11 protein-coding genes and 1 CRISPR repeat array are annotated in these 16,515 nt (G+C 44.0%); all 11 genes read left to right on the forward strand.

Features of this window, described 5'->3' with window-relative positions:
- The first annotated feature begins 106 nt into the window (after positions 1-106).
- The 11 genes from ACFO4R_RS03150 (at position 107) to ACFO4R_RS03200 (ending at position 16,270) form a co-directional block, all read left to right on the forward strand.
- A complete protein-coding gene (locus tag ACFO4R_RS03150) occupies positions 107-916 on the forward strand; it encodes a hypothetical protein (RefSeq protein ID WP_379787556.1) in 810 nt (269 codons plus the stop codon).
- A gap of 40 nt (positions 917-956) precedes the next feature.
- Positions 957-1,253, forward strand: coding sequence for a CRISPR-associated endonuclease Cas2 (gene cas2, locus ACFO4R_RS03155; RefSeq protein ID WP_379787557.1), 297 nt, complete (start codon positions 957-959; stop codon positions 1,251-1,253).
- 565 nt (positions 1,254-1,818) lie between these two features.
- A CRISPR array of direct repeats spans positions 1,819-3,023; the repeat unit is 37 nt; unit sequence GTTATATAACCTGTTAAGCCCGAAAGGGCACGAAAAC.
- A 642-nt stretch (positions 3,024-3,665) separates the two neighbouring features.
- Positions 3,666-4,892: a transglutaminase domain-containing protein gene (locus ACFO4R_RS03160; protein ID WP_379787558.1), complete on the forward strand. Its 1,227-nt coding sequence runs from the start codon at positions 3,666-3,668 to the stop codon at positions 4,890-4,892.
- A gap of 565 nt (positions 4,893-5,457) precedes the next feature.
- Positions 5,458-6,321 carry a CRISPR system precrRNA processing endoribonuclease RAMP protein Cas6 gene (cas6, locus tag ACFO4R_RS03165; RefSeq protein ID WP_379787559.1) on the forward strand — a complete coding sequence of 288 codons (864 nt, stop codon included), beginning with the start codon at positions 5,458-5,460 and terminating at the stop codon, positions 6,319-6,321.
- A 258-nt stretch (positions 6,322-6,579) separates the two neighbouring features.
- A complete protein-coding gene (locus ACFO4R_RS03170; protein ID WP_379787560.1) occupies positions 6,580-7,272 on the forward strand; it encodes a hypothetical protein in 693 nt (230 codons plus the stop codon).
- A 27-nt stretch (positions 7,273-7,299) separates the two neighbouring features.
- Complete coding sequence (locus tag ACFO4R_RS03175; RefSeq protein ID WP_379787561.1) at positions 7,300-8,562, forward strand: hypothetical protein; 1,263 nt, start codon at positions 7,300-7,302, stop codon at positions 8,560-8,562.
- Between the two features lie 11 nt (positions 8,563-8,573).
- Entirely contained in the window at positions 8,574-10,163 is a 1,590-nt protein-coding gene (locus ACFO4R_RS03180; protein WP_379787562.1) for a Cas10/Cmr2 second palm domain-containing protein, read from the forward strand.
- Entirely contained in the window at positions 10,160-12,286 is a 2,127-nt protein-coding gene (locus tag ACFO4R_RS03185; RefSeq protein ID WP_379787563.1) for an RAMP superfamily CRISPR-associated protein, read from the forward strand. Before ACFO4R_RS03180 ends, ACFO4R_RS03185 begins: the two co-directional genes overlap by 4 nt.
- Positions 12,287-12,289: 3 nt before the next feature.
- A complete protein-coding gene (locus tag ACFO4R_RS03190) occupies positions 12,290-13,699 on the forward strand; it encodes an RAMP superfamily CRISPR-associated protein (RefSeq protein WP_379787565.1) in 1,410 nt (469 codons plus the stop codon).
- A complete protein-coding gene (gene csx19 / locus ACFO4R_RS03195) occupies positions 13,686-14,204 on the forward strand; it encodes a type III-D CRISPR-associated protein Csx19 (RefSeq protein WP_379787566.1) in 519 nt (172 codons plus the stop codon). Before ACFO4R_RS03190 ends, csx19 begins: the two co-directional genes overlap by 14 nt.
- Positions 14,204-16,270, forward strand: coding sequence for a TIGR03986 family type III CRISPR-associated RAMP protein (locus tag ACFO4R_RS03200; protein WP_379787567.1), 2,067 nt, complete (start codon positions 14,204-14,206; stop codon positions 16,268-16,270). Before csx19 ends, ACFO4R_RS03200 begins: the two co-directional genes overlap by 1 nt.
- Positions 16,271-16,515: the final 245 nt, after the last annotated feature.

A 16,515-nucleotide genomic window follows, 5' to 3' on the forward strand; every position in this document is an offset into this window, starting at 1 on the left:
GAGGGAGTGGCTAAAATAACGGGCCGTTTTTCGATGAGATCCCTGGACCATTTTTCGCTTGACAAATACACGATATTTGGGATTTGAAATAAAAAAACATAAAACCATGGACGAACTGATCTGTAACGGCAATTTTGCACAAGCCGAGATCTCGTTGAACTCTCTTGAACCCGATTCTAAAGACCCTGCATACTTTGGAGATGACTTTGAGAACAAAGGACAACAGGAGGAGCAGGTGGAAGAACAGAGGAGGGAGGATAATAATAACATCACCGCGGATACAGGAGACGACTGTGGATCTGATGAAGAGATCCCCGCACACATCTTATCGATACAAAACAATTGTCACATCATCAACCATCTCGTAAACAAAGCGAAACAGGAACGATTTCTCAGTTATCCCGAAAAAAGAGTCCTTCTATATATCTACAAATGTCTCGGTGACGACGGAGCAAAATACCTTCACACAATACTCGAGCACTGCATGGACTACAACTACCATACCACACAAGGATATATAGACCGTTGCAAAATACAACAACCCATGGGATGCAAAAAAATATCCGAACTCTTTGAAGACTGCTGCGACAAATCCGGATGCAATTGTAACTTTAAAAACGAGAAACTATATCCCACTCCGTTGATACATGCACTAAGAGAAAAAAGAGACTGCTTTATCCTATCCGAGGCAAGCAAAAACATCGGCCACTTCAAGAAGCTTCCTCCCAAACAGGATATCCATGAGCCCCTTTCAAAAACATTGACACTGAACAAACAGATCCATGAATTGAAAACCCAACAGAAAATCTGCAGACAGCGTTTGGAAGGCCTCTTTGAGAAAAACGGATATATGGAAATCGAAACACCTCAAGGACTCTTGATCAAAAATGACGAAGGCCTGTTTATAAAACTTTGAGGATCATCTCTATCAGAAAGGAAATGAAAGGAGAGAAGCCATGAGAGGTGCAAAAATATACGTCATCGCCTATGACATCAGCGACAACAAAAAGCGAACTCAGATAACAAAGACTCTTTCGGACTACGGTGTCAGGATACAAAAAAGTGTATTTGAGTGTCTCTTGAACAACGAACAAAAAAACGACCTCCTGTTCAAACTTCGCCTCGTTATCAAAAAGTACCCGGACAACGCTGACAGCTTGATCGTATTGGAAGACATCAGAGAAGATCAAATCCGATATCTGCAAGGCACAAACCTATTTTTGTCGAAATCAAAAAAATATAGCATTGTATGATAGATCCAAATTCGCTACAGAAGTATACAGTTCCTTAGATGATTACTCTCGGACTCCTCCCCTTACGGGAAGATCAAGCCCGAGAGTGATTTTGATACATCGCCTTTTCAAACTCGGGTAAAAACGGTATAAGGATGTTATATATTGCAATGACCGTTTATATGGATAGAATCCTATGACCGGTTGTGCTTATCCAAGAAATTACAGATCATGTTATTTCGACATATCAATCAAAGAATACTATAAACATCCAAAATTATAAATATTTAAAATAATATTTATCTTGAAAAGTGGATCGAAGTGTGATAATATTAATATATTAGGGACTGATAAAAAATCATCAAAAAACCTCCTTGAAAACCTATTTTAGGGTCAAAAAAGGGGGGAGGTTTTCAAAAAAACATCAAAGTCCGGTGATCCTCTGTTTGCAATGGATAGAGGGCAAAAAAATCATCATTTTTTTAGAGGCTTAGGTTTCGCCAAACCAAAAAAATCGCTTTTTTGAGGGAGGTTTACAAAAATGGCCTCTACACACAAGTAATTGCAATGTGTTCAAAACGTAAGGGTTATATAACCTGTTAAGCCCGAAAGGGCACGAAAACTTAAGCAGTTCATTTTTTATTTCTCTGTATTCGTCAAGTTATATAACCTGTTAAGCCCGAAAGGGCACGAAAACTCGTTACCTTTTCAGGCATCCTGTCTTTGAAGACAAGTTATATAACCTGTTAAGCCCGAAAGGGCACGAAAACTATACGACCGACTTGGTTTCGGGGTCGGTCAGCCCGGTTATATAACCTGTTAAGCCCGAAAGGGCACGAAAACCCTTTTCCAGCGAGGCGATCGTTTTAAAAATACTTTGTTATATAACCTGTTAAGCCCGAAAGGGCACGAAAACGCACCGGGTGGTTAGGTTAGACTTGGCTACTGCTTGGTTATATAACCTGTTAAGCCCGAAAGGGCACGAAAACCTTCTACTGCAATCACGATGCCTATGGGCTTACTTGTTATATAACCTGTTAAGCCCGAAAGGGCACGAAAACGGATCTTACAAGCCAATTCACAGCTCTATCTTTCTTGTTATATAACCTGTTAAGCCCGAAAGGGCACGAAAACCAGCGAGCCCGAACATCCTTAAAAAAAAAAACCAAAGTTATATAACCTGTTAAGCCCGAAAGGGCACGAAAACAATCGCTGCCAGTTGTCCATCCAACTCGCTGTCGAATGTTATATAACCTGTTAAGCCCGAAAGGGCACGAAAACTCGGCAGCCAGGCTTTTGACGACCTCGGCCACTTGGGTTATATAACCTGTTAAGCCCGAAAGGGCACGAAAACGCACCTCCGTCGCCTCAGCGGGGGCAATAACCTGCGTTATATAACCTGTTAAGCCCGAAAGGGCACGAAAACAATCGCTGCCAGTTGTCCATCCAACTCGCTGTCGAATGTTATATAACCTGTTAAGCCCGAAAGGGCACGAAAACTCGGCAGCCAGGCTTTTGACGACCTCGGCCACTTGGGTTATATAACCTGTTAAGCCCGAAAGGGCACGAAAACTTTCAGAGAATACATGAATAGAATCAGCACTACTCTGTTATATAACCTGTTAAGCCCGAAAGGGCACGAAAACAATTTTCCTATAGAATTTTAGTATTCTTCATTTTCGTTATATAACCTGTTAAGCCCGAAAGGGCACGAAAACGTTCCAACTCCACCACTACTGCCACTGCCGCCTTTTGTTATATAACCTGTTAAGCCCGAAAGGGCACGATATTAAAGACCCGAAAGGGTTCGGTATCACAAATATGACATACGGATAATATGTTGAATCATCAGGAAGAAGGGCACGACATCGGAGATCCGGTATACAATGCGAGGCATTGAATACCGGATCTTTTTTTGATGTGAAAAAGTCTGAAGAAACGCTGAATGAAAAGGAGGATTCCGATTTTTCGAATTATGAGGTATTGCCCTGACAGTAAAAGATAAAAACAAAAAACTTTCCTCAAAAAATTAACATGGGCAAAAGTAGGAATGATTATAGGTTATGGGGAGGATTTTTTGCCGAGCGAGGAAGATATCGGAGACGAAAAAAACAAAAAAACGTTCCTCAAAAAGTTAACATGAAGAAAAGTAGGGATGATTATAGGTTATGGGGAGGAGTTTTTGCCGAGCAAGGAAGAAATCGGAGACGAAAAAAACAAAAAAACGTTCCTCAAAAAGTTAACATGGGCAAAAGTAGGGATGATTAGTAAGTTATGGGGAGGAGTTTTTGTCGAGCGAGGAAGATATCGGAGACGAAAAAAACAAAAAACTTTCCTCAAAAAGTTAACATGGGCAAAAGTAAGGTGTGATTATAAGTTACAGGTCAGGTTTTCAAAGGATACCGCGGTCTAAGGCCGTAGAAGGAGGATTTTATGAAAACAAGAGCGGATCAAAGGATGGAAAGCAGATTATTTATCAAGGAGGAGAGAACAATGAACAGACTTGTATGGAAGAAGGGGATCGCATTATTGGTAGGGTTTTTGGTGCTAGGATGTGATCTGTCGTCAGCTTTCGGGCAGGATTTGAGTTTGAGAGGGGAAGCAAGGCGAAAAGGAGAAAAGGTCCACTATATTACAAGTGAGAAAGAATTGGAAAACTTTTTGACCAAGAAAATTTTGAATCATGAAAGGGAGTTTTATACTCCTATAGATTACAACTATTTAGGCGATAGCGGGATAAGCAGAGTCTTTGATAAATTACACGATAATCCTAAGGTGCTGGATTTTTATAATGGGTTAGATTTTGGAGCTGCTCGGTCATCGAACAAGAAGTATAAATTTAAGACAAGGGTCGAATATTCGGTTTCAAAACAGGATGCACAAGCAGTTCATAATTATATAAACAAGTGGGTGGAGAACAATATTACATCGGGCATGACGGAGGAAGAGAAGGTAAGGAGGATCCACGACAGTATAATTACAAATTTTGAATACAAAAAAGGAGATCGTAATAAAAAAGTCAAGGGTTATGTTGCACACAGTTCGGCAGCCATGGTCTTCGGTGGAGGAGGTGTGTGTCAATCATACGCAATTTTATTTGACAAAATGGCTACGCGAGCAGGACTCCAAACAAGGTATATTACAGGAACAGTTCACATCGGAGGGGAACACGCGTGGAATATGGTAAAAATAGGGAGCAATTGGTATCATATCGATACGACATGGGACGACCCCATCAACAACAGCGATAGGATCTATTATGACTATTATCTTAAGGGCGACGAGGACATGAGCAAAACACATAGATGGAATAGGCTCAAGTACGCGAAGGCGCCCGTGAGTTACAATCTTGCACAAAGCGTCAAAAAGGCAGCGGGAGGTTCGGATCCCAAGGTAGCACAGATCGATCAAAACAGAGAACGGGAGGAGGTGTCATATCTCCAACCGAAGGGGAGCGAACTGAGTGATTATGCGATGCCCGAAGATGTAAGAAACGGTATAAGCAGTTGGACAAAGGCCGAGAACACGGAGGAGATAAGCGCACCCACAGGATCGTATGAGAATTTGATTTTGGAAATACCCCTTGAGGAAGGAGGGGAGGAATTTGTACCTGATTACGATGGAGAGTTGATCACGGGTTGGTGTGCAGATGAGGATTGATCGAAAGGGATGTTAAGGATCGGACTGAGGGAAGGGCGGAAATGAGGTGCGAGACAAGGAGCACTTCCCTCGAGTCTCCTTCTAAACGTCTTCTATCTTATAGCAGTGGTTAAGGAAAAGGTTTTTCCTCCAATTATAAAAAATATCTGAAAATTTCGTGGATTTTTTGTAAAAGATGTGGTTTAATGATAGGGTAATATGATTTTCTTTTTCAAATAGCATTTATGATAATCAGTCAAGGGAAAAAGCGCAAAAGGGGAAGTTCCGACCTTCCTATGAGTTCGCAGAAGGTCTTTTTTATATTATCTGTCAAAATTGGTAGGTTGAATGCTTTGAAGCATAGGATAAGTTGTTTTTCGGTAATTATATATTCCGTATGGCGGGCATTTTTAACGGAGAACAGTATTGATCAACAAGTCTAGGAATTTCGTCAGTCGTATCAGAACTAATTTATACTGATTCTTCCAATCATGCAGCAACACCCGAGTTTTTTAGAGAGTTTAAACATTTATATGAGCAACAGTTTGATCGGATAACGGGATAAGCGGAAAGAACAGGGGGATGTATGAATAGGTTGAGGTTTTTGAAATTGAGTTTTCAGCTCCAAGCGACCCGAAGTTATGAAAGCCGGGGGTTTGTCGGAAATAAGGTAAGGGGAGCGATCGGAGAGGCGATGGTACATCTGTTCTGTCCTCATCAGGATCCTTTGTGCAGGCTATGTGAGGAGGCGCAGGATTGTATATACAGCAGTGTGTTTAAGCCGGTTCGTAGCCACCCGGAGTTCACAAGCCTTCCTTCTCCCTTTGTGATAGGGGTGGAAGAGCTTTGTAAGGAGGTTATCATCAAGGGAGAGATCCTAAACTTTACATTGACCGTTTTCGGGAAGATGGTCGAGTACAAGAAACAGCTGATCCGAGCGGTCAGGGAGATCTTCCGGGATGCAAGGAGGGGCTTTGGTAAGAATTTTGCTTTGGTCGCCATCGACTCGCTTATGGAAGCCAAGCGGATATGGAGTACGGGAGCAGAGGATGAAGACAGCGCTCAGGCGGTGCTGTGGAGAGATTCTACGGGAGAGGGAATGGACACCGGGGAAGAGAGGGAGGTTCTTATTCGATTTAAGACACCGTTACTTACAAAAAACAATATGCACTTATCATGGGGTTTCAATGAATTTTTGGATGCAGTATTATACCGTGTAGCAAGTATGATCGATGTATATGAAGATGGGGAGTGCCTCTTATCTTACGGGATGCTTTATCGCAGACCCTGTGTTTGTGCGGAGATTTTTTCGCAGGGCGAGAGGTTTGAGATGCTGTTCAAGGGAGACCTTACGAAGTATATGACTTATATTAGGATGGGAGAACACCTCCACATAGGCAAGAAGACGACCTGCGGATTCGGAGAGTATGAGTGTCTTCTCACGCTCTAGTGTAACAGTACGTTGGAATCCATAGTGATTTCGGCTTTGATAGGAGTTATAGTCAAGACGAACCATAAAGTCAAATATCAGTGAGCCGGATGTTGTCTGAGCGTGCGCCTGACATATCGATAGGTTCTGCATGTATTTTGGAGGGAGGTATGTATAGATCCCTAGCGTCGCAGACTGAAATGCTAGCGGTGTTAAGAGGATATTTTGATAGCGAATATGAGAAGGATTTTAAATGAGAGAGAGTAGGAGATGAGAGGAATGTTAAAGAATACCAAGACGTTTGTTACAGTGATCGCACAGCAAGGGATCAGAGACGGAAAGTCCATGCTTCAACCTGTGAGATACTCCTCGTCGGAGAATGAGAAACTTGAGTACAGGAAGGAGGGAGACTCCGAAATAGAAGAGATCCGGTTTCCCATAACGGCGGCGATCAACGGTTATACGGATTCGGAAGATGTGGTCAAGGTCATTGCGATAAGAAGTATTCACGATGAGAATCTTATGTATAATTGGGAAAATTTCTTTCTTCCGGAGATGGAGAAGGTTCGAGAGGAAAAAGGGATCGAGAAAGACAGGTTTCGGATCGAGTATATTGACATGGAGACTTTTTTGGGGATAGATGCGACCGTGGAGCTTTTTGAAGAGTTGCTCAACAAGATCGGAGATCACGAGAGGTTGCATGCCTGCATTACGTTTGGGACCAAGCCTCTTCCCATGATCCTGTTTGCAGCCTTGAACTACGCATACAAGGTTCGAGTGAATACGGGTATCGAGTGCATTTTGTACGGCAACCTGCATGCCGGAGGAGCGAAAAGACAACCGCAGATCGATGATATGACTCCTTTGTTTTATACCAATGCGCTGTTTACTTCTCTGGCGGAGTTGGGAGAGCCGGATCCTGTGGGAAGATTACGCAAAATTCGTTCTATAGAGTGGGAGGAAGAAGAGTAGAGAGTCGGTCGCAGAGGAGGTGTAGCGATGTCAAATAATTTTGAGGTGTGGAAAAACAAAATCGAGGCGAAGCTCGAGCATATAAGGAAGGTCTCTACGCAAACATCGGGAACTGCCTGGAGGGAGGAGTTAAAACTCTTGACGGAAGAAGTGCTGGATCTGCTGACGGAATCCGGGTTTGTACAGGAGGTGTCCGAAGATATCGATGGGATCAAGACGGACTCGGTATCGATCCCGTCTATCGGTGTCAAGTTGAGGGACGAACAATACAGGCTTAGGCTGGACAGAGTTATCAAAAAACATATTTCCGAAGCGGACGGGAAGAAGTCCTTCACCGATCGTTTAACCGAATATTTTTCGAGAAGCTACTTGATCGATGAATGGGCTTTTGAATGGTATCAAAAAAACGTACAACGAAAGCAGCTTGTAAATAACGGAGGAGAGCCCGAGAAGTTGAAACAGCTCGACAGAGAGATGGGGGATCTTCGTAATCGTATTTGGCTCAAATTAAATGAGACTCTGCTTCCTGTGTTTTTGAATAAGGCGAGTTCGAAATTGAAAGAAGAAGACATTAACGACAAACTTGTCGATGTCCTTACAGGATCTGTACTGAAACCGGACTCCAAGGCCGCTTATGATCACTCCAAATCGGATTCCCTGTACGGATATGTCTATTACAAGATGAGCTTGGAGATCAAGTCTCTTTATTTGCCATACGAGGATGAGGATTTGCAACAGGACGTTGATCCGTCTAAGGGGCAGGCTAAGAAGAAGTCCAAGAAGAAAAGAAAGATCGACAGTCTTGACAGGCTGACAGGAAAGAAGTGGGATAAGAGTCTCTATGAGTACATCGAGGACGACTCGGTAAAGGTGGAGGATGAAGCCGTGAATAAGGTAGGGCTGTATCAAACGTTTCCGCGCCTTATCACGGAGCTGTCAAAGGCATTGACCAAGCATAAAAAGAAAGACATATTCTACACACTCTTTACCTTCAACACAGTGGATGAGACGGAGGCGGAAAAAAACATGATCGAAAACATGATCACCGACGTCTATATCGAGAACAACGATTTGGTTTTTCCGATGATGGTCTTGGGCTTGATCGTCTTTTTGAAAGCGGGGAAGGAAGATGATTATGTCGATATGCTTACTCTGATAAGCAAGGATCTGAAAAGGGGAATTAATTTAAATCAGAGACAGTGTCTCTTGGGAAAATATATAAATGTATCGAGACAGACGATCGGAAAGTATGATGAGGAGTATAGGAAATTGCGAAAGTTGTTGATATAAGGAGGGTGCGTATGTATTTAACCATTTATGATCTAAGCGGAATGCAGAGGTATATTTTTTCGACAGGAAAATTGAAGGAGCAGGTGGGAGCATCTCAGATCATTCATGATCTGCTGTATCGCCATCTGCCGGAGGTTTTGGGCAAAGATCCCGAAGCGTGGGAAGAGGAAGATCTTCTCAATTTCAAAGAACAGGATGCTCACATCGTCTATATAGGAGGAGGAAATGCCGTTGTCCTCTATGAGGATGAGGGTCATATGCAGAGCCGTACAAGGCAACTTCAACAAAAGGTCTTGGAACTTACAGGCAATAAGCTGAGACTTTGTTTTGCCTCGGAGGAAGTAAAGGATGGATCTTCCAATTACTACAAGGTGTATACCGAACTGATGAAGAAGATGGCGGTCTCGAAGCATCACCCATCGCCGATCCGTCTGGCTACGGGCTTTGCCATCGGAGAACACGATCCGATCACTTTGGAGCCGATCACTCTGATCAAACCGGAGGGGGATAAGGATAAGGCGGAGTACGGCGCGGTGAGCAGGATCCAAAAACGCAGAAGCTTTAAAGCTGTTAAAAAAGATCCCGAAAAAGAGGGAACAAGAGCCTACGCTACGGAGTTTGAACGTTTCCGAAAGGAGGACAGGAAGAGTTTTGTCGCAGTCGTTCATATTGACGGAGACAGCATGGGACGACAGATAGAAGGCGCTGTAGAGAAATTTAGCAAAGAAAAAGATTTCGAAAATGCAATGTTGGAGATGCGTGCAATCTCGCAGGAGATCGACCGCTTGTACCGAAAGACTATGGATGCAGCGATAGATAAGATCTATCCTTCCGGAAAATCTGTTGAAGATGAGCTCCCTCTTCGACCGCTTATATCCGATGGGGATGACATTACCTTCCTGATAGAGGCGGAGAAGGCCTTTGACTTTGTGGAGGCATTTATGTCCAAACTAAAGGAGAATCGCAATTGTGCCGGTTCTTATCCGAAGATGGAGAAACATAGTTTTAAGGTATCTGCAAGTGCCGGAGTTGTGTTCGTGCATGACAAGTTCCCCTTCTATGTGGCATACGATATAGCGGAAGAGCTGTGTAAGTCTGCAAAAGAGATCAAGAAAGACCATGAGCACAAGGTTTCAACTGTGGACTTCCACATCGTTCAGAGCGGGATGAGATCCGGCCTTGAAGAATATAGGACAGAAAACTATATCAAACAAAGCAATAGCAAGACCTACCGTCTTAACCTCAGACCTTATTTCTTCCATGAGGATGATAAAGCGAAAGAATTGAACTCATACAAGAACTTCAAGGAGTTGAGATCTAGGCTACGAAAAGCTGTGGAAGGCGAAGAGATCGCACGCGGTAAGTTGAAAGCACTGCGAAACGCTTATGCTCAGAGTGTGGGTGAGGCTCAAAGGCACTATGAGTTTATGTTGGAAAGAGATGAGGGAAGGATCCTGAGAAAGATTGCAAAACATGCGTTTACAGAGGGTGGAGAAGGATTTGATGAGGGATATGCGTACTTCTTCGATGCTTTGGAAGTGATGGATTTTGAGGTGGATGATGGACCGATAAGGGAAGAAAGAGAGGTTGAGACAGTATGATCCGTTTTGAATTGAAGATAGAGCTCCTTTCCGATATGTGTTGCGGAAGCGGAGAGGGCGACGGGATCTATCAGGACATGAGTTCAAGCTATGATGAGCGGGGTCTGCCTGTTATCTACGGAAAGAGGCTTAAGGGACTGATCCGAGATAGGGCGGAGTTTTTGGTAGAGTATGATAAAACAAAGAAATATTTGATCGACAATATTTTTGGAACGGGAGAGAATGCCGGCCTCCTTCGTGTGGGAAACGCGGAGCTCGAGAATGCGAAGGAGATCAAAAGAGAGTTGAGATCCTTGGCAGGAAGTCAGGCGGAGCTGGTAACACCCAAGGCTGTGGAGTCCATCTATACCGTGCAACGTTATTCTACGGCGATCGATGAGAAGGGGATCGCGAGAGATCATTCTCTAAGGATGATCGGAGCGGTCCCCAAGGGAGAGGTCTTCTATGCGGAGTTGGAGTTGAGGGCGGGAGAGGAAAGTGAGGAACATAAGTTGATCGAGAACTCCTGCAAGATACTTCGTCGGATCGGCTTGAATCGCACAAGGGGCTTTGGAGAAGTCAGGTGCACCCTTTCTTTGAAAAAATGCTCAGACCCTGAGAAGGGTGAGGATAAGTCCGAGGAGTCGGTCAAAGGAGCGAGTCTTGCCTATGTAATAGAGCTCGATGCCGATGTGATCTCCCCCGGAGACTATATAGCAGGGAGCGCAGTCCAAGGGATGTTTATCAACGAGTTGCTTGCTTGCGGGAAGGTGAAGGAGGATGAGATCCATGACTATGTGTTGGGGATTCGTTTCAGCAACGCTTATTTGAGTTATGGTGAAGAAAGATGCCTTCCCCTACCCAAGGGGATGAGGACCGTCAAGAACGATTCCTCAAAGATATACAGTATGGCGGACGGTTTTACACCGGAAGAGAATACACAGTATATGAGGACATCGGGCTATTACACCGTTAATAAAAAAGAAAACGAAGAAGAACTGATAGCCTTGACTCCGGCGGACAGGATGGAATACCACTATGCAAAGAAGACGCATGACCTGTTCATGCTGACGAGTTTACGTCGTTCTCAAGTTTTTAGAGGAAGGATCGAGGCGGACGATGCCGAAAAAATCAAGGTGCTGGAGGGTCTGATCCGGGATAAAAAAGGATCGATCGTGATCGGAGCTTCTTCCAATGCGCAGTATGCGGCGGCGAAATTCACCTTCGGGGAGGTCGATACAGGCAGTTCGGACAGTAAATTTTTGTGTAAGGTGATTGTAAATCTGGTTTCCGATACGGTGCTTGTCGATGAATATGGAGTGAATCGTTCGGACGGCTCTCTTCTTAAGAGGGAAGTAAAAGCTCTGTTTGGAGATAAAGCTGAGGTAGAGAAGGTCTATACCGATACGGAGACGGTCGGAGGCTATCATTCCAAGTGGAAACTGCCCAAGAGAAGGTATACGGCTTTTGCAAAAGGAACTCAAGTAGTCGTAAAATTGAACGGCGATTCACCCTCGAAGACGAAGGGTTTTATGGGGATCCTGCAGACGGAGGGTTGCGGAGAATATGAGATCCGTCCTATCGGTAAAAAGGAATACAAACTCAAGAAAGTCGTAAACGCCAAGACACAAGAGGGAGGATCTCTTGGGAACCTAGCGGAAGAAACTAAGAAGATCATAACAGAGGTTTTGGTGAGAAAGGCATTGGATGAGTTCAGGACGCTTGGAGAGCATGGGGCAAGAAGTTATTGTAAAGGAACTGCGGGGCTCAGCTCATCCTCGGCAATGCGATTCTTAACGGCATATAAGGCTGTGGAGAGAAAGAGCAATTTTGAAACAGAATTGAAGGCATATATCGCAAATAACTTCGCAGGAGCCAGTAATGAGGAGATCAGAGGATTCTCGAACAATGCGGTGAAAAAATTTGATGAATATTTTCAAGAGCAGGAGGTTACAGAAGGAGCAAAGGTCGCAAACTCCGAAAGGAGGATCGCCTTTATTCTCAAAGACTTGAAAGATCTCGGTCGTTTGAATGGAGAAAAGGAGAGGATGCTTCGAGTCTTTATGCAGGGATATATTGAGGCGGCCAAACTGTATTATAGGGAGAAACACAATAAAAAGAAGAATGAAGAGGGGAGGGAGTAGAAGATGTTGTTATTGTTAAAGGGGATTTTGACGGCGAAGACACCTTTTATGATAGGAAGCGGAAAAGATGAAGGTTCCGACAGCGATGTACTTCGAAACGGAAGGGATGAGATCTTTATTCCGGGAACGACCTTGGCGGGCGTATGCAGACATTTTTTGGAAGATGGAGCTTTGAAAGAAAAACAGCAGAAAATAGAAACTGCGGAAAACCAAGTTGGAGAGAAACAGGAGACAGGAGACAGAAAAAAAAGCATTACAGAGGTGTTTGGAGGTAAGATTGGAAGAACTTCGGACAGCAGAGATACCTTGGAGAGTAAGATCATCTTCTACGATGCCTTCGAGACCGCCAAGACAAAGCAAGATCTCGGAATTACGACTAAGGTTCGGGATTCGGTAAGACTCAACCATAAGGTATCGGTCGATAAGAGCAAGTTTGATTATGAGGTCGTAGAAGCGGGAGCGAGTTTTAAGTTCCGAGTTGAATGGTTGACCGAAGATGAGAAGTTTTCCAAGGGACTTTTAAGCAGGATCATTGAGGGGTTGAATAAGGGCGATATTCGAATCGGAGCAAAAACCACGAGGGGGTTCGGTGAATTTGAGTTGACGGAAGTAAGATACGCAATGATCGACCTCAATAAGAATATGTCCGCCTATATCTCCTTGGGTGCAGACTGGGACTCGGATAAAAACGGGGAATCAGTAAAATGGGAAGCTTGGGAACAAACAGCCACAACGGCTTACAAGTCTGCTTATGAAGTGATTTGTAAGGAGATCGCGTTGGACGGGTTCTTGTTTCTTCGAGATTATGCTACGCTTGCGAAGACGGATCCGGAAGATAAGGAGAGCAAGTTCGTAGATGCTCAGACCCTGGTCGATCGAAACGGCAACCCTGTTATTCCGGGAACCGCATGGGCAGGCGCTTTTCGTCATCACTGTGCCAAGATCCTTAAGAGAGCAGGTCATACGGGCATAGAAGCCTTGCTCGATGCCATGTTCGGTTATCGGACAAAGCTGGATGACAAAGGCGAACTGAAAAGAGATCCGAACGATAAGAAGAAGAAGTCCAAGTCGAATATTATATTCAGAGAAACCACGATCCATAAGGAAACCGTCGTTATGCTCAATCGTACACGCAGTGCAATTGACCGGTTCAGCGGCTCCGCCTTACAGACGGGAGCGCTGTTTACGGAGAGGATCGCCTGTGCAAAAGACGGTGAGTCCCCGCTTGCCAAGTTTTGTCTTGAGATCAAAATAAGAAAGGATATAAAAGACTTTGCTATGGCAAAGAGTTTGATCGATGTTTGTATTCAGGATCTGGAACAGGGCTTGTTGGCAGTGGGCGGTAATACGTCGATCGGTGCGGGTATGTTCAAAGCTTTGGGAAGGGAGGAAGAACGAGATGCAAGGATATAGAACGTTTTGCAAGGGATTTTCAGTGGTAGAGGAACTTCCTCTAAACCTTAAGCCGACGGTCAATAAGGGGAGCTACTCTATTTCTCGTGAAGATCCTCAGGGTTATAAATATGCTCTTTTGTACTACACGGACAGGGTGGAAGTGAAGGCGGTACCGGAGAATGGAAGCTTTGATATAAAAGAGATCGAGAAGTTGACCGAACTTCGCATCTTTGGAGAGGATGGAGAATTGTATCTCATCAGGACCCAAGACGGATGGAAGGGAAGGGTGAGGACGGATAAGAAGCCGACAGAAAAAGTTGATTCCAACGAAGTAAACTGCGAGTTCTTTGATGAATTGCACAAGGTATGGGAGAAGGTCAAGGTGTGCGGTCATTCGTCAAAAAAACTCTTTATCAGGGTAAGGAACTACTTTAACCTTCAAGGTGAATTGGAGTTCGTGGATTCGAGGTTTGTCGGATTTGAGAATTGTGAGGGATCCGAGTGTGAGGAGGCGAAACAATAATGGGCAAGAACAAAAAGAAGGGAAAACATCATGCGGGGTATGGTGCAAACCAAAACAGAGCAAACACCGGAGGACAAAGGCGGGACGCCGGTGCCGGTCATGGTGGCGGAAGAGTCCCGGTTGCTACAAGCGCAGAAACTCATTTTATCAACCCCTATACCTTTGTGCCGATCGAAGATAAAGAGCCCTCCAGAAAGAAGTTCTTGCGAGGTGACGGTGAGTTTCAGGGGGAAATTTCGGAAGCAAAACTGAGCGGATATCTGGAGTGCTCTTTGGAGGTTAAATCTCCTCTCTTTATCCCCAATACCAATAAGAGGTTCAAGCTGTTCGGAACTATGTTTGACAACAATGATAAAAAGGATCGAATCTTCTTTGATGAATTTTTTTCTTATGATGATATGTACGGATGTGAGGTAGGCAGCAAGTTTGGAGAAGAGTATCCGAAGTATGCTCCCAAATATCCGAGGATACCGGGAAGTGAGATCAAGGGTGTAGTTCGTAATATCTATGAACAGTTGACGAACTCGTGCCTTTGTGTGATCGATGAAGAGAACCTGCCCTATAAGCGTACCTCCAAGCCGAAGAAGGCGGGTATCCTGGATGTCAATGCAGGGGTCTTATACCAAGCGGAACGATTGATGTTAAACACAACAGGAAGAACGACCTTCGGCAAATCAGTCGGAAGAACAACTTATAAGACCGGAGAGTTAGTTTATGTAAGGCCTACTGCAGCTACGTATATAACGATCAACAATGGTAGACGGGTTGATACCGGAACAAAAGGAGTAGATGACATCCGGAGAACTCCGGCACCGGGATATCAAAAAGGCTATGTGTTGATCGGTGAAAAATTCGGAAGGAAAAAACATCATGATTCCGTTTTGATTTTTAAGGCATTGGGAGGACGGTTAATAGGAGAGAGAGATTTTAAAAAAGATGATATGAACAGATTTGAAGAGGTTTTAAAACGATACCAAGATCCCTCTCATAAGGAGTACGCTGATATTTATAAGGGAAAAAAGAATGAAACCGTTACGGATCCGTATCTTCCGGTCTTCTATTCCTGTGTGAGAGATGGAGCAAATACGGTATACTATCTGTCTCCCGCCATGATCACCAAGGAGGTCTTTGATAAGACGATATCCAAGCTCTTGGAGGAAAACCACTTTAAGCACCAACCCTGCGACGGAAGTGGAGGATGGTGCCCTGCCTGCAGGCTCTTCGGAATGGTGGGCAAGGGAGAAGGCTCTTCGGATGCCCTTGCTTCCAGACTTCGGTTTACCGACACCGAAGTAATAGAAGGAGCTGAGTTTGAAGTTCCGAGATTTCTTCCTATCTTGGGAACGCCTCAGTATTCTTCGACGGAATTTTATCTTCAGAAACCTGATGGAGACCCTCAAATATGGAACTATGATTATCGTATCGATGTGCAAGGTCGTAATAGGGTAGAGACATCCTATGAAGCAAAACTTAAAGGTCGAAAGGTATATTGGTTGGGGAAAAAAGAAGATATCGGTATGATCCCTATCCCTAAGGAAAATGTAAGAACCAGGGTCAGGGAACAAAAGTTAAATATGACTTCTGCGGTAAGATGTTTGACAAAGGGCAGTACCAAGTTTAAGGTGTATTTTGAGGATGTTACAAAAGAGGAGCTTTCCGCTCTGATCTTCTGCCTTAATTTGGAAGAGGAGTCATTCCATCGCATCGGCAGGGGTAAACCTTATGGAATGGGAGCGGTAAAAATCAAGGTAGACGAGGCAAAGGCAGTGAAGTACCGATTGGAAGAGGCTACAATAAACAGGGTGGAAGAAGATATTAAGTTGGAAGACTATAAACCGAATAGCTCTTACGATAATGCAAAAGAATATATCTTAAGATACTCGAAGGAATTAGAGAAAGGTGAGTCGAAGCTTCTCTCCTATCCTAGGATCACCGACGTTAAGAAACCTGAGATATTCAGATGGTTTACAAAAAACAGAGGCACGGTAGGAAGAGAAAAGATAGAACAAACTCTTCCCGATATTCTCGATGAAAATCAGAAACTGAAAAAATATCAAGAAGAATAGAGAAAAATGCCGACAGAAGGAGATGGGCGGGGGAAGTATACGGTTCTTAGCTTGAATTGTCAGGGGAGTAGAATGTATGATCGATGAAAACGGCTTGGAGGATCACAGGATTCCGGTTTCACGACCGACCCAATGTTGCTATTCATTCGAATTGTTGATATCGACACATCTTTGTTCTGTGGTTGATAAAACAGATTCTTATGTTTGCGAGTGTGGATATAACCACGGTCCTATCAGAGAATAGT

This window comes from Filifactor villosus (genome assembly GCF_042652965.1).
GTDB lineage: Bacteria > Bacillota > Clostridia > Peptostreptococcales > Filifactoraceae > Filifactor > Filifactor villosus.